Source organism: Sorangium sp. So ce128, from assembly GCF_051525245.1.
In the GTDB taxonomy this organism is placed as follows: domain Bacteria; phylum Myxococcota_A; class Polyangia; order Polyangiales; family Polyangiaceae; genus Sorangium; species Sorangium cellulosum_B.
Window position 1 is genome coordinate 2,455,739 of record NZ_CP150313.1, and the last position, 13,033, is coordinate 2,468,771.

Annotated in this window: 11 protein-coding genes; 9 read left to right on the forward strand and 2 right to left on the reverse strand. The window is 71.3% G+C overall.

Annotated elements, in window-relative coordinates; all coding sequences use genetic code 11:
• The first annotated feature begins 5 nt into the window (after window positions 1–5).
• Together WME82_RS09570 and coaD are read left to right on the forward strand one after the other, a co-directional pair.
• Window positions 6–1,511 carry a tetratricopeptide repeat protein gene (locus WME82_RS09570; protein ID WP_438042575.1) on the forward strand — a complete coding sequence of 502 codons (1,506 nt, stop codon included), beginning with the start codon at window positions 6–8 and terminating at the stop codon, window positions 1,509–1,511.
• Window positions 1,512–1,516: 5 nt separating this feature from the next.
• Window positions 1,517–2,014 (forward strand): pantetheine-phosphate adenylyltransferase, encoded by a 498-nt coding sequence (coaD, locus tag WME82_RS09575; protein ID WP_012234349.1) that lies wholly within the window; start codon window positions 1,517–1,519, stop codon window positions 2,012–2,014.
• A 12-nt stretch (window positions 2,015–2,026) separates the two neighbouring features.
• Here the strand turns inward: coaD and WME82_RS09580 are convergent, their stop codons facing one another.
• Window positions 2,027–3,061 (reverse strand): site-2 protease family protein, encoded by a 1,035-nt coding sequence (locus WME82_RS09580; protein WP_438042576.1) that lies wholly within the window; start codon window positions 3,059–3,061, stop codon window positions 2,027–2,029.
• 444 nt (window positions 3,062–3,505) lie between these two features.
• Between WME82_RS09580 and WME82_RS09585 the strand changes: the two genes are divergently transcribed.
• The 6 genes from WME82_RS09585 to WME82_RS09610 all read left to right on the forward strand — a co-directional run bounded on the left by WME82_RS09585 (window position 3,506) and on the right by WME82_RS09610 (window position 9,797).
• Window positions 3,506–4,468: a serine/threonine-protein kinase gene (locus WME82_RS09585; protein ID WP_438042577.1), complete on the forward strand. Its 963-nt coding sequence runs from the start codon at window positions 3,506–3,508 to the stop codon at window positions 4,466–4,468.
• 405 nt (window positions 4,469–4,873) lie between these two features.
• Window positions 4,874–6,124, forward strand: a complete 1,251-nt coding sequence (pcnB, locus tag WME82_RS09590) for a polynucleotide adenylyltransferase PcnB (RefSeq protein ID WP_437745173.1) — start codon at window positions 4,874–4,876, stop codon at window positions 6,122–6,124.
• A gap of 148 nt (window positions 6,125–6,272) precedes the next feature.
• A complete protein-coding gene (locus WME82_RS09595) occupies window positions 6,273–7,919 on the forward strand; it encodes a transglutaminase-like domain-containing protein (RefSeq protein ID WP_437870012.1) in 1,647 nt (548 codons plus the stop codon).
• The gene (locus WME82_RS09600) at window positions 7,916–8,362 is read left to right on the forward strand and encodes an NUDIX hydrolase (protein WP_437870014.1); all 447 of its coding nucleotides are present in this window, start codon (window positions 7,916–7,918) and stop codon (window positions 8,360–8,362) included. The genes WME82_RS09595 and WME82_RS09600 overlap by 4 nt, the downstream gene beginning before the upstream one ends.
• A 197-nt stretch (window positions 8,363–8,559) precedes the next feature.
• Entirely contained in the window at window positions 8,560–8,844 is a 285-nt protein-coding gene (locus WME82_RS09605; RefSeq protein WP_438042578.1) for a hypothetical protein, read from the forward strand.
• A gap of 155 nt (window positions 8,845–8,999) precedes the next feature.
• Entirely contained in the window at window positions 9,000–9,797 is a 798-nt protein-coding gene (locus WME82_RS09610) for a TetR/AcrR family transcriptional regulator (protein WP_438042579.1), read from the forward strand.
• An 11-nt stretch (window positions 9,798–9,808) separates the two neighbouring features.
• Here WME82_RS09610 and WME82_RS09615 read toward each other — a convergent pair whose 3' ends face one another.
• Window positions 9,809–11,812 (reverse strand): C1 family peptidase, encoded by a 2,004-nt coding sequence (locus WME82_RS09615; protein ID WP_438042580.1) that lies wholly within the window; start codon window positions 11,810–11,812, stop codon window positions 9,809–9,811.
• Window positions 11,813–11,949: 137 nt separating this feature from the next.
• On the opposite strand from WME82_RS09615, the gene WME82_RS09620 reads away from it, so the two are divergent.
• Window positions 11,950–13,029: a geranylgeranyl pyrophosphate synthase gene (locus WME82_RS09620; RefSeq protein WP_438042581.1), complete on the forward strand. Its 1,080-nt coding sequence runs from the start codon at window positions 11,950–11,952 to the stop codon at window positions 13,027–13,029.
• Window positions 13,030–13,033: the final 4 nt, after the last annotated feature.

The following is a 13,033-nucleotide window of genomic DNA, read 5'->3' on the forward strand; positions in this document are numbered from 1 at the left end:
TCCACGTGCGAATCCACTCGAACCGAACCTCGCCGACGAGAAGCTCCCTCGCCGTCCGCCTCGGCGGCCTCCTGACCGCGACCTTCCTCGCCTCGTGCTCGAGCATGATCGGCCCGGAGTCCGCCCGCCCGCCGGCGGCCGAGAAATGGCTCGCCCGCGCTCGACAGGAGTTCCAGTCCGCCGACGTCGAGAACGCGCGCGATGCGGTCTCGAGGGCGCTGACGATCGTCCCGACCGACACCGAGGCCCGGCTGCTCGCGGGGCGCATCGCGCTGGCCCGGCTCGATTACGCCGAGGCGCTGCGCCTCCTCAAGGGCGTCGCCGGCTCCGAGGCCGCAGGGCTCCGCGGGCGCGCGCTCTGGTACAAGGGCGATCTCGACGCCGCCGCCGACGAGCTCGAGGCGATGCTCGACGATCCCGATGTCGTCGACGAGTGGGCGAAGTCGATCGCCAAGCTGGCGAGGCGCGGCGCGGGGCGCGCGCCGTTCACGGTCTCGGGCGCGCTCCTCGCGGCGATCGAGATGCAGCACGTCAGCCCCGCGGCCCCGTTCTTCGTCGTCCCGCTCGAGATCGACGGCGAGTCGGCGCTCGCGATGGTGTCGACCGGCACGGGCGAGGTGGTCCTCGACAGCAGCACGCGCAAGGAGCCGAGCTGGGTCTCCCTCCGCTTCGGCAAGAAGCTCGAGATCAACGACGTGCCCGCCCTCACGCAGGACCTGTCGGGCGTCTCGAAGCAGATCGGCGCGCCGGTCAAGGCGCTGCTCGGGGTGAACCTGCTCCGCCGCCTCAACGCGACCATCGACTACAGCGGCTGGCAGTTCGTCGTGCGCAGCTTCTCCCCGCCGGCGCCGCCCGACGCGACGCGCGTCGACGTCGCGTTCATCAAGGGCGGCGGCATGGTGCTGCGGAGCAGCCTCGGCCCCGACAAGTCGGTGCAGGGGCCGCTGCTCATCGACACGTCGATGACGTTCCCGATCGCGCTCGACAAGGAAGGCTGGAAGAAGGCCGGCTTCGAGGCCGACGGGTTGAAGCGGGTCGAGCAGGATCCAGAGCAGAAGCTGAAGCAGGGCGTCGTGCCGATGCTGCGGCTGGGCGCGCTGGAGATCCCCAAGGTCCCGGGCGTGTACGGGGCGCCGCTCCAGGCGGTCGAGAAGCAGCTCCAGCTCGATCTGGACGGCGTGATCGGGGCGGGGCTGCTCGCCTACTTCCGTGTCACCTTCGGCGACGGCGGTCGGCTCATGTGGATCGAGGACGACACCGCGGTGAACAAGGTGCTCCGGGGCAGCGCGCCGGCGCCCGTCAACGAAGGGCAGGCCCCCGCCGGGCCGCCAGCAGAGGGCGCCGGTCCAGCAGGCGCGCCCGGCTCACCTGCGCCCCAGGGGCCCGCGCTCCAGGCGCCGCTGACCCCCCCCGCGGCACCCCCCGCGGCCGCTCCGAGGTCGACTCCGCCTGCGGCCGCTCCGAAGTCGGCGCCGCCCGCGAGCGCTCCCAAGCGGACGCCGGACCAGTGAGCGTCATGTCCAAGGATCTGTTAGCGGTTTACGCGGGGAGCTTCGATCCGATCACGTTCGGTCACCTCGATCTGATCCAGCGGGCGTCGAAGCTGTTCGGTGAGGTGATCATCGCCGTCGGCCGGCATCCGACGAAGCACCCGCTGTTCACGTACTCGGAGCGGCTGGAGCTGCTGCGCCAGACCACGAGCGAGGTGACGAACGCGCGGATCGATTCGTTCGAGGGGCTCCTCATCCAGTACTGCCAGCGCGTCGGCGCGCGGGTGATCGTCCGCGGCCTGCGCGCGGCGACCGACTTCGAGTACGAGCTGCAGATCGCCCACGCGAACGCGGACATGCTCCCCGGCGTCGATACCGTGTTCCTGCCGACGCGCACCCACTACGGCTTCGTCTCCGCGTCGCTCGTGCGCGAGATCGCGAGCCACGGCGGCGATGTCAGCCACTACGCGCCCGCCGCCGTCTGCGACGCGCTCCGGGCGAAGTTCGGCGCCGCGAAACCCTGAGCGCCCGCGCGCTCAGTAGGTGCCGAACGGGGTCGGCATCAGCAGCAGCACGAACAGGAGCAGCGTTACCACGGCGATCATCTTGCGCGCCGGCGACAGCTCGCCGGCCTCCGTGGGAGGGTGCTCCCGCCCACCGACGTGCAACATCAGGTGGACCAAGCCGAACCACGTGAGCCAAGGCATCCCGTTCGCGACCGCGGAGATGAGCGCGTCGGACAGCCCCTCCGTGATGAAGTGCCGCGTGAAATAGGCGACGTTGCCGACGAAGAGCGCGAGCATCAGGAGGTGCGCGGCGCGGCTGTAGCGGTCCTGCTCTTTGCCGAACAACGCGTACGCGACGTGCCCTCCGTCGAGCTGGCCGACGGGAAAGAGGTTGAACGCCGTGATGAGCAGCCCGGCCCACCCCGCCATCGCCGTGGGGCCGAGGAAGACGTCATGGGTCTCGGGGATCGGGCCGACCGCGAGCCGCCTCAGCAGGAGATACAGGAGGCTGCGCCCCTCCTGCAGCGCAGGTCCGGAGCTCGCGTGCACCTCCGAGTGCATGAGGCCCACGAAGAGGACCGGGAGCGCCACCGCGAGGCCGGCCAGCGGGCCGGAGGCGCCGATGTCGAGCAGCGCGTTCCGCGACTTGATCCTGCCCTTCATCGAGATCACCGCGCCCATCGTGCCGAGCGGGCTCACCACCGGGAGCGGGATGAAGTAGGGGAGCGACGCCTCCACCCCGTGCGCGCGCGCCGCGAAGTAGTGCCCGAACTCGTGAGCCAGCAGGATCGACAGGAACGGCACCGCGAACGGCCACGTCTGCGGCAGCGCCTTCACGAACGAGAGCGCGCTGTCGTCGTCCGGCGTGATCGGGGTCCAGAGGGTGCCGGCCACGAACACCGAGACGACCGTCAGGCAGAAGAGCGCGAGGTTCTTCTGCCATCGCAGCGGGGGCGGGTGCGAAACGGCTGCTGCGCTCGGCTCTGCGGAGCTCGTCGCCGCAGGCGCCAGCTCGGCGTCGAGGTCGAGCGTGCTCGGGGTGGAGGATCGACGGTCGTCGGTCATGCGGCGCCTAGCGTGGCCGCCTCCTCGTCGCCGCTCAAGCGATCCACGTGCGCCTGCGCTCAGGACGGGCAGTTCGCCGTGCTCTAGGAGCGCACGCCGCGCTGCTGGGCGGCGCGCGGCCTTGCGGTGGCGGTGTGCTGCTCGCCTGGCCCCGGGACCCTTGACCACGCCCGCTGCAGGCTCGACCAGGTCTGCGCGCACACCGATGACTTTGCGCGTCATCTCGCTGCGCCACGGTCCTCCTGTGGCGTCGGCCCGGTCGGTGGGAACGGTCGCGGCCGGAGCGCTGCGCTGCAGCGGGGCGCGCGATGCGGCCGCCCGATGGTACGGGCGCGAACCTCTCCTGGATGCGCGCAGGCTGGCCAGCGCTCTCTTCTCCGCCGCCGTCGCGTCCGTGTGCCCTCCGTGCCCTTCGGCAGGCGCGACTGCGCTACGATCGATCCCATGCCTCCCGCTCGCGTCGCCGCTGAAGCGCTCGTGGGCAAGCTCCTCTGCGACAAGTACCGCGTCGTGCAGCTGCTCGGCAGCGGCGGGGTCGGGCACGTCTACCTCGCGGATCGCGTCGGCAGGCCGCGTGAGGCCGCGGCGTCGCGCGTCGCGGTCAAGGTCCTCCGGGCAGAGCTCCGCGACGATCCGCTGCTCGTCGCGCGGTTCGAGCGAGAGGCCGGCGCGGCGTCGCGCGTCCGTCATCCCAACGTCCTCTGCGTCGATGCGCTCGAGCGTGCCGGCGACGCGCCGTGCTTCGCGATGGAGCTGCTCGTCGGGCTCGATCTCGCCGACACGCTGACGTTCACCCCAGCGCTCGTCCCGTCTCGCGCGGTCCGGATCGCCGCCGACCTCGCCTCGGGCGTCGACGCCGCCCACCGCGCCGGGGTGATCCACCGCGACGTGAAGCCGGAGAACGTGTTCCTCGTGCACGCGGCGGACGGGCGCGAGATCGTCAAGCTGCTCGACTTCGGCTTCTCGTGCATCCAGGGCCAGGGCGCCGAAGGCCCGCTGCTCCCCCGGGTCGTGGGGACGCCGGAGTACATGGCGCCCGAGCAGGCGCAGGGCGCGCCGGCGGCGCCCGCCGCCGACGTCTACTCCCTGGGCATCGTGCTCTACGAGATGCTCGCGGGCCGTGTCCCCTTTCAGGGCCCGTACCCGGCCATCGCAGAGAAGCACGGGCGCGAGCCGCCGCCGCCGCTGCACCGGGTACACCCGGGGCTGCTCATCTCGCGCGAGCTCGACGCCGTCGTGCGCAAGGCGCTCGTGAAGGACCCCCGCGGCCGGTTCGCCTCGATGGCGGAGCTGCGGCATGCGCTGCTCGCGACGCCCGAGGCCCGCGCCGGGACGTCGTCCGCCGTTCCGCCCGACACCGGCGCGCCGCCGCCCCCCGGCGTCGGGCACTGGGGCACCAAACCGTGAAGCCCGCTCGCTCCGGAGGCTTCCGTCGGCCTCCCTGCGCCTCGGCTTTGCTCTCACGGCGAAGCCCTGCTAGACGGCCGTTACCATCTCTTGTTCCGGGCGACAGCCGGATCCGCTCGTCAGGCCGACACTGGCCGCGGCGAGCGAGCCGGCGCGGTTCGGAGGTCCGCGGGCGCGGGCCTCATCTGCGCGGGTCGGTTCTCCAGCGAGTACTGGAATCCCAGAATCGCGCGCCAGTCGTCCTCCACTCCCTCCAGGCTCTGCCTGGCGCTTTCTCGGTTGCTGACTATGGGTCGCGCGACCCCATCACCTGATAACGGTACAGCGGCGTTTCAAGACGCCGAACTCCCGATGTACGAGAGCCGCAGCGCCTTCGGGCCACGCGCTGGGCCCGAGGGCGAGCTCATGCCGACGGACACAGGCGCCCTCGACGAAGATCCGTTCCGCGTCGAGCTCGTCGACGAAGACATCCCCACCCCGCGGCGCTACCAGGTCGTCTTCGACGAGGCGCGGATCGATCCGGACGTCCAGAAAGTCGTGCGACGCCTCGTACGCCACGGCTTCCAAGCCTACCTGGTAGGCGGTTGTGTGCGGGATCTGCTGCTGGATCGGCGCCCGAAGGACTTCGACGTCGCCACCAGCGCGCGGCCGGAGGAGGTCCGCGAGCTGTTCCGCAACTCGCGCATCATCGGCCGGCGGTTTCGCCTGGTGCACGTCCTCTTCCAGGGCGGGAAGGTCATCGAGGTGGCGACCTTCCGCCGCAACCCGAAGGAGGACTCCGAGGAGGGGAGCGAGCTGCTCATCCGCAGCGACAACGCGTTCGGCGTCGCGCACGAGGACGCGCTCCGCCGCGACTTCCGGATCAACGCGCTCTTCTACGACGTGGAGGCGCGGCAGATCCTCGACTGGGTCGGCGGCATGGAGGACGTGCGCCGCCAGGTGGTCCACACGATCGGCGATCCGGAGACGCGCTTCCGCGAGGATCCGATCCGCATCCTGCGCGCGCTCAAATTCGCTGGTCGGCTGGGCTTCGCGATCACCCCCGACGTCTACGATGCGGTCGTCTACTGCCGGGACGCGCTCGCGCTCGCGGCGCGCCCGCGCCTCTCGGAGGAGATCCTGCGCCTGCTGCGCGGCGGCCAGGCGCGCCGCACCATCTACCTCGCGTGGGAGACCGGGGTGCTCGACGTCCTCCTGCCGGAGGTCTCGGCGCTGCTCTACGACGATCGCGGCGATGACGGCCCCGGCCAGCGCCTCTGGCGCGTGCTCGACTACGTCGACCGGCGCACCGCGGCGGATCGGCCGCTCGACGACACGGTCCTCTGGACGCTCTTGCTCCTCGAGCCGATGAAGGAGGCCTGCGACGGCGTCCGCGACCGCGCGGCGGCGGTCGCCGATTTCCTCGAGCCTCTCATCGACCGGCTGGCCATCTCCCGCCGCTACGCCGACGGCATGCGGCGCATCGTCGCCGTCCTGCCGAGGCTCGTGGGCGGTCGCGCTGGCCGCTTCGCGCGGACGGACATCTTCCAGCCCGCCCTCGACGTGCTCGCCGCCGAGCTCACCGCGCGCGGAGAGTCGACGGAAGCGATCGACCGGCTGCGCTCCGCCCCGCACCCGCGGCGCCAGCACGCCGACGCCGCGCAGTTCCGGCGCTGACCGGTGATCGACGTGGGCGACGTGGGCGACGTGGGGGCCGCCGGCGCCCCCGGCGCGATCGAAGATGGCCGTCGGGCAGGTAGCTGACGGCAACCGACCAGCCGCCGTGGAACATCACCGGGGTTTCTGGTTTCATAAGAGGCCCCTGATGTCCTCTCCGGTCGCACGCCTGCGCCCTGCTGCTCCCCCGGCTGTCCCCGCGTCCAGGCGCCGGTTCGGCGGCTCGGCGCGCAGCCTGCTCGTGTTCGCGCTCGCCTGCGCCGTGTCGCGGCTCGCCGATGCGCAGGCGTCGCTCCTGCACGAGTTCATCGCGCCGGATCCCGCGGAGGACGTGTCGCTCGCCACGACGACGCTCGACGGCGGGCTCCCCGCGGCGATCCAGACGCCGAGCGGCCTGGCCACGGCGCCCGACCCGCAGCGCCCGCCGTCGAACCAGCAGCAGGTCTACAGCAACGTCGGATCCGATGCCGGCCCCGACGCGTCCTACGAGCCGGATCGAGACACCCGCCGGCCGAACGTCGAGCGCTACGACGATCCGTTCTCCCCCGCGACCGCGCCGTTCAAGCGGCTGCAAGCGTACGACGCCGTGAGGGCGGACTACTCGCTCATCGTCCGAGATCGGAGCCTGAAGACCGTCAAGGCGGACAGCGCCGTCTCGGCGGGCGACGAGGCGTTCTACGGGGACATCGCGGTCGATCTCGTGCCCAACGAGCCGGTCCGGATCCCGACGGTCGGGCCGGACACGCGGCTCGTGCGGATGCACGTGAACCCCGATACCCCGGTCGTCGTCCTGCGTGACGGCGCCGACAACTGGTTCGTGCGCGGCACGAAGAGCGCGCGCGTCCGGCTCATCGTGCAGCTCGCCATCGCCCGCGCGACCTTCGGCAGCGAGTTCGCCGACGTCGGCTGGAGCAAGCTCGAGCCCTTCCGCGGGCCGCAGGAGGCCTCCCACGAGGCGGCGTTCAGGCAGGTCGCCCAGGCGATCGGCATCTCGTCCGCGATGCGGCCGCGCGACGTCGTTCAGAAGATGGTCGAGTACTTCCGGTCGTTCGCCCCGTCGGACGACCCGCCCAAGGGGAACGGCGACATCTACCTGGATCTCGCGCTCTCGCGAAAAGGCGTCTGCCGCCACCGCGCCTTCGCGTTCCTCGTCACCGCCCTGCACATCGGGATCCCCGCGCGGATGGTCGTCAACGAGGCGCACGCCTGGGTGGAGGTCTTCGACGGCTCGCTCTGGCACCGCATCGACCTCGGGGGGGCCGCCCTCAACATGGACCAGGAGGTCGATCCGAGCCGCCCGCCGCATGTGCCGCCGCCGGATCCCTACAGCTGGCCGGAGCAGCGCGACTCGGGCCAGGATCTCGCCGACCGCACGCGCGCCGAGCAGACGCAGCCGGGGCCCGCTGGCCCAGGGGCCGGGAGCAGCGGCGCCGCCGTGCCGCCGCCCCCTGCGCCCTCGCCCACGAGCGATGCGGCCGGGCGCGCGGCGGAGAGCACCGACGTCGTCGTGACCGCGCTGGACAAGGACATCCGCCGCGGCTTTCCCCTCCACCTCCAGGGACAGGTCAGCAGCGCCGGGGCGCCGTGCGGGCACGTCCGCGTCGACGTGATCCTGACGGGGACCGCGGCGCCGCAGGGCGTGACGGTCGGCTCGCTGTCGACCGACGACCGCGGCCGGTACGACGGGGCCGTCGTGATCCCCGGCGATTTCGCGCTGGGCGAGTACGATCTCGCGGTCGCGACGCCGGGCGACGTCCGCTGCAAGGCCGGCCGCACGGAAGCTGCCGCCCCGTGAGCGACGCGCCGGCATGCGCCCTCTCGCCCCCGCGCGTCGCGGTGGGCGCCGTCGTCATCGATCGCCGGCCGGACGCGCCTGACGCGCCGCGCGTGCTCGTCGTCAAGCGCGCTCGTCCTCCCCTAGCGGGCTCCTGGTCGCTTCCGGGTGGGCGCGTGGAGCCCGGAGAGCGGCTCGCGGACGCCGTTGCCCGCGAGATCCGCGAGGAGACGGGCCTCGACGTCCGCGTCGGTCCCCTCGTGGAGGTCGTGGAGATCGTGGCGACTCCCTATCATTATGTGATCCTCGATTATCTGTGCGAGTCGATCGGAGGCGCCCTCTCTCCAGGGGACGACGCCTCCGAGGTGGCCCTCGTGCCCGTCCCCGAGCTGCCGGCCTACGGCCTCACCGACGTCGCGCTCCGCGTGATCCATAAAGCCCTGGCGATGGCGGCCGCCGGCTGAAACGGCGCGATCCAGGGAGCGCCCGACTTGGCGCGGCCGTGGCGTAGGTGGGATGTCGCAGAAAGGGCGACTCTCCATGTCGAACTTCCATCGTTGGACAGCAACAGCGTTATTTTGCTGCCCTGCCGCTCACGACAATCGCCGGTGGCAGCGCTAGGTTGGATGTGGGTGCAGGAGTGAGCGCTGGTTCGGCGATCATGAGGGGATTGGTGGTCGTCGTGGCGGCGACCCTCGTCTCTTCTCCTCTCTGCTTCGCGCTGCCTTGCAACGATGGCGCTGGCCTGTTCGCGCTGCCCGCGCCGCGCGTCTCGCGCGTCTCGCGCGCCGCCGCGCCTCTCGGCGTACCCGAGGGCTCGGGCTGGCTCCCGGCGCGGGTCGCGCGCGCCCTCTCAAGGACCGTCGAGCGGGTGGCGCGTTCGGGTATCACCCCGATGTTCCTTGGTCTGCACGGGTTCGGTGTGACCGTGTCCGGCGAAATGTGATGAACGCGGTTACCGCGGATGCAACATGCGTTTCGCTGCTCTGCTGAGCGATCGCGGCGAGCGCTGGTCGCGCCCGTCGGCTCGAATTTGCGCTGTGTGGTGACCGCTGAGTCTGGATTGCGGCGCTTCTGGAGACATCGTAGACCGAGAAGTCTATGAGCCCGACGCGGAGAGCGAGGAAGGAGGAGCAGAAGGAGGAGCGGCGGCGGTTCATCATCGACGCAGCCTGGCAGCTGTTCCAGGAGACCCCCTATCCCGAGGTCACCATGGCTCAGGTCGCCGAGCGCACCAGGCTCGCCAAGGGCACGCTCTACCTCTACTTCACCACGAAAGAGGAGCTCTTTCTCGCGGTCGTCGATCAAGAGCTCGCGAAGTGGTTCCACGATGTGGATATCCATCTGACGCATTTCTGCGCCTCCCGCGGTGACGCGGGCGCGGCGCGCCCTCGGCCCTCGCGGGCCCGCCGCGGCGCGCCCGGGGCGCCTGCCGAGGACGCGTCGGCGAGCGTCGCCTCGATCCTGTCGACCACCCTCGCCGCGCGCGACGCGATGACACGCTTGCTCGGCATCCTCCACAGCGTGCTCGAGCAGAACGTCAGCTACGAGGCCGCGCTCCGCTTCAAGCTCTCTCTCCTGGGTCACGTCGAGCGCACCGGGGTGCTGCTCGAGCGGTGCCTGCCGTCGCTCGCTCCCGGCCATGGCGGCCCGACCCTCATCCGGATGTACGCCCTGCTCATCGGGATGCGCCAGGTCTGCGATCCCAGCGACGTGATCCGCGATATCCGCAGCCGCCCCGATATGGGCCTCTTCCGGATCAACTTCGGCGAGGAGATCCGGGCGTCGTTCGCGCTCCTCCTGAGCGGCGCGAGCGCGCCGCCGCTCGCGCCCGGGCGGCTCGGCGCCCCGGCGCTCCGCGGGTTGAGCTCAGTGGAGCGGCGCCGCCCGGAGGGGTGAGGGGCGCGCGTTCACCACGGATCCCGCGCCGACATGGGCGGCAGGTGATCGGCGAACGGCTGGTTGAGGATGCGGGCGATGACGGACTTCCACGTGGTCATGTCGTTCTCGAAGTCCTCATGCCGCCGCGCCTCGGAGCCGTGGGGAGGGGGCCTCGTGTTGGGCCCCTTGATCCACTCCGCCCTCGGAAACACGACGGGCCGGTCGTCCTTGGTCTCCGTGAGCAGCGAAAGGACGTCGGCGTTCTCCGGATCGAGGAGCCCCGCCTCCATGCCGAGCAGCGAGACGCCGCTCGTGCCGGGCACCCGCGGGCGCCGCTCGAGAGCGTTCGACACCAGGTAGAGGAGCGACCTGCCGTACACCTCGCAGTGGTCCTGGAGCTCGGCCTCGTCCGTGAGCGTGAACAGGGCGAACCGGCGCACCATGCCGCTCTTGATAGGCGGCATGTACGTGTCGCGGAACGCGTCGATGGCGCTCGCCGGCGCGAGCAGGGAGAGCGACTCGATGGGGAGACCGAGCCCGAGCTGACCTCGCATCGGGCCGCCCTCGATCTTCTTGCCCTTCTCCGAGGTGACCAGCTGGACGAGCGGCGCGAGCAGGAAGGTGCCGCTCGAATGGGCGACCAGGTGGAGCTCGATCTTCGGATCGCTGTCCATCAGCGACGCGAGGCGGCCGATCATCTCGCGGACGCCGCCGTGGTCGGCGTCCATCGTCGCGTCGCCCGCGGCCAGCTTCATGCGGTCCCACTCGGCCTTGCCGCCCATGCGGCGGACGAGCGGCTCGAGGGCGTCGTCGCGCCGATCGATCATGAACCCGAACGCCCTGGGATCGTAGCCGTCGTGGCGGCGCCCCTCCGTGGCGCGATGGAGGATCTCGAGGAGGCGGGGGTAGTGGTCGGTCTCCCAGAGGAGCTCGATGGGGTAGATCTCGTGCCCGAGCAGCTTCGGCCGGAGGCGCGACATCCGGTTGATCGCGTCGATCTGCCGGCGCAGCCCGCCGCCCGCGATCAGGACGAGCCGGCGGCGCTTCCATGTCGCGGTTGCGCTCAGGAAATCCTCTTCCATGATGATACGGACGTCGTCCGACGACGTGCCGTAGGCTCCGCGCTGCTGGAGCTGGCCGTGCATGTCGACGCTGACGAGGTGCGGCCGCAGGCTGGCGAACGTCCGGCTGGTGGACGTGAGCGGGCGGAGCGAGCGCGCCTGGTTCAGGCGGATCGGGACGCCGAGCCGCCCGACCCACGCGTCGAAGCCGTATTGAAGCCAGTCGTCGTAACAGAGTCGACCGAAGCCGCCCTTGCCCCAGCCGACACCCCACGAGTTCTGGAGCCAGAAGCCCTCCGCGTCATACCCGATGATCGCGAACGCGTGACCTCCCCAGGGAGCGATGAAGGGGTTCGTCCTGTCGACCGTCGGGATGATGCCGTTCCTCTGGGTCCCATAATACCAGCCGTTGAACGGGATCAGCGCCGAGGCCGCGATGATCCCGACCTCCGCGAGGGCGCTGTGCATCGCCGGGAGGTCCCTGTGGTTCACCCGTTGATACAGGCCGAGCGGCCGGAGCATCGCGTCCACTGCGCGCTCCGGGGTGAGCGTGCCGTGGAGATCGTTCGCGTCCCACGGCCAGTGCTCATCGGAGCAGATACCGTGTTTGTGCCAGCCCTTCATGGCGCCCCTCAGGCTGGATCCCCTCGCGTCGTCCTCGCCGGGGTACTCGTCGTAGCGGCGCGCCATCGTGTACACCATGTTCTGGCTGACGAGGCTGCGGTCCGGCGAGACCCGGCGCCTGCGCAGCAGGTAGTGCGCCACGGTGGCGACCGTGAAGCCGGTGCAGCCGTTGTTCTTGCCCTGGTCGAGCACGGGCACGCCGTACTCCACGAAGCGCTCCGGGGGCATGATCGGAGGCACTTCCACCATCGTGGGGCGATAGAGGGTGTCGCGGAAATCAAGGACGTCAGCGCGCGCGTCGGTCGTGATGTCCCCGTGACGCCCAGCGAAACGCTCGGAATCGATCATGGTTTCTGATCTCGTGAAGTCGCTGAGTGTCGCACGGGCGGCGCGCGGGGCAAAGTCGGCGGCGCCCGCCCCCTCGGGCGAGGCTGCTCGTGCTAGCGTCGCCCGAGTCGGCGCCGCCAGCGCCGTCCGGAGGTGGGATGAGCGAGGACAGCCGCGCAGGGGCAGGCGAGGGCGCGCAAGGCGCCATCGAGGCGGCGCTCGAGGCCGAGGTGTTGCAGCGGCTCGCGTCGTTCCGGGCGCGGCTGGGGAGCGAGCTCGGCGCGCTGTTCGATGAGCTCGCCGCGCGCCTCAGGCTGTTCGAGGGTGAGCCGGGCGAGGGCTACTTCTCGCACCCGACGGCGCTCCCGGTGCTCGAGCTTCCGCTCTGGGTCGCGGCGCGTCCCGGCGGGCCGGCGCTTGCGCTGGACCCTGGATCTCCGGCGCTTCCGCCGCTCGCCGTCGACCTCGCCGAGGCAGCAGCGGTCGGGTACCTGCACGTCCGGATCGAGGACGACCTGCTGGACGAAGGGGTCGGTGAGCCTGGAGCGACGGTGCTCCTGTCCGGGGCGTTGTTCGCTCGCCATCAGGCGTTGCTCGCCCGCTCGCTGCCCGGCGGGAGCGCGTTCTGGGGCCTCTTCGAAGACGTCTGGCTCGGGTATGGCGAGGCAATGCTCCTCGAGCGGCGGCTCCACCGCGGCGCAGGCCCGCGGGACGGCGCCACGTTCCGGCGGGTGCTTGCCCGTTCGCGCCCGCTCGTGCTCCCGGCCGCGGCGGCCCTGTTCGCGCTGTCGCAGGCCGAGCACCTGGCCGCCCTCGAGGAGTTCGTTTCCGCCCTTGTTGCAGCGCATCAGCTGTTCGCGGACCTGCTGCACGCAGAGAAGGATCGTGCGTTCGGCAACACAACGTATGTGCTCTCCCGGCTCTGGGCGCTTGCCGAGGCGGATGCGGCGTCGCCGAGCGGGGCCGACGTCTCCGGCAGGGGGCCTTGTCGCGCTCAGGAGATGCGCAGCGCGGCGGCCCTGCGCGCGCGGCTGTTTGCGCGCGGCGGCTTCGACGCCATCCTGGAGGAGGCGCGCTGTGAGCTGGCTCGCGCCGAGGTCGCCGCGGGGGCCCTCGGGCTACCGGAGGCTGCGCGGTTCTGCAGGGAGCGCGAGCAGTACATGGTCGCGATCCAGCGGCGGGTATTCCTCGCGTTCTTCAGCGCGCTCGCCGGCGAGCCCGCCGTCGCGCCGCGGTGAACCG

Bases quoted from the DNA above. Each gene is read 5' to 3' on its own strand.
- WME82_RS09620 (WP_438042581.1), top strand. From the start codon at position 11,950: ATGAGCGAGGACAGCCGCGCAGGGGCAGGCGAGGGCGCGCAAGGCGCC.
- coaD (WP_012234349.1), top strand. From the start codon at position 1,517: ATGTCCAAGGATCTGTTAGCGGTTTACGCGGGGAGCTTCGATCCGATC.
- WME82_RS09605 (WP_438042578.1), top strand. From the start codon at position 8,560: ATGAGGGGATTGGTGGTCGTCGTGGCGGCGACCCTCGTCTCTTCTCCT.
- WME82_RS09580 (WP_438042576.1), bottom strand. From the start codon at position 3,061: ATGACCGACGACCGTCGATCCTCCACCCCGAGCACGCTCGACCTCGAC.
- WME82_RS09595 (WP_437870012.1), top strand. From the start codon at position 6,273: ATGTCCTCTCCGGTCGCACGCCTGCGCCCTGCTGCTCCCCCGGCTGTC.
- WME82_RS09615 (WP_438042580.1), bottom strand. From the start codon at position 11,812: ATGATCGATTCCGAGCGTTTCGCTGGGCGTCACGGGGACATCACGACC.
- WME82_RS09585 (WP_438042577.1), top strand. From the start codon at position 3,506: ATGCCTCCCGCTCGCGTCGCCGCTGAAGCGCTCGTGGGCAAGCTCCTC.
- WME82_RS09610 (WP_438042579.1), top strand. From the start codon at position 9,000: ATGAGCCCGACGCGGAGAGCGAGGAAGGAGGAGCAGAAGGAGGAGCGG.
- pcnB (WP_437745173.1), top strand. From the start codon at position 4,874: ATGCCGACGGACACAGGCGCCCTCGACGAAGATCCGTTCCGCGTCGAG.